The sequence below is a fragment of the Vibrio sp. 2130-1 genome (assembly GCF_033339515.1).
This window is the reverse complement of sequence record NZ_JAWOUT010000465.1, coordinates 1-604: the sequence shown is the minus strand read 5'-3', so window position 1 is coordinate 604 and position 604 is coordinate 1. Positions and strand designations below refer to the sequence as shown.

Genomic DNA, 604 nt, shown 5'->3' with positions numbered 1-604 from the left:
AAAGCATCTCTAGAGAAAAAAGGCCCGACTAGCGTTGGTATGTTTGGCTCTGGCCAATGGACTGTAATGGAAGGTTACGCGGCGGCGAAAATGATGAAAGCCGGTTTCCGTTCTAACAACATTGATCCTAACGCGCGTCACTGTATGGCGTCTGCGGTAGTAGGTTTCATGCGTGCTTTCGGTATCGATGAACCTATGGGCTGTTACGATGACTTCGAGAACGCTGATGCATTCGTGCTTTGGGGTTCGAACATGGCAGAAATGCACCCAGTACTATGGACTCGTATTACTGACCGTCGCCTGAGCCACCCTCATGTTCGCGTAAACGTACTTTCAACTTACTACCACCGTTCATTCGAGTTGGCAGATCACGGCTACATTTTTAACCCACAGTCTGACCTTGCGATTGCTAACTTTATCGCGAACTACATCATCGAAAACGATGCAGTAAACTGGGATTTCGTGAACAAGCACACGAACTTTACTCAAGCAGACACCGACATCGGTTACGGTCTGCGTGACGACGACCCGCTACAAAAAGCTGCGAAAAACCCTAACTCAGGAAAACTGACGTCAATCTCTTTCGAAGAGTACAAGAAGTCTG

The 604-nt window shown here is 48.0% G+C and carries 1 protein-coding gene; it reads left to right on the top strand.

Going from position 1 to position 604, the window contains the following annotated elements:
• Positions 1 to 604, top strand: a 604-nt coding sequence (locus R7Q09_RS26865; protein ID WP_318144038.1) for a molybdopterin-dependent oxidoreductase, incomplete at both ends; no start/stop codon positions are given.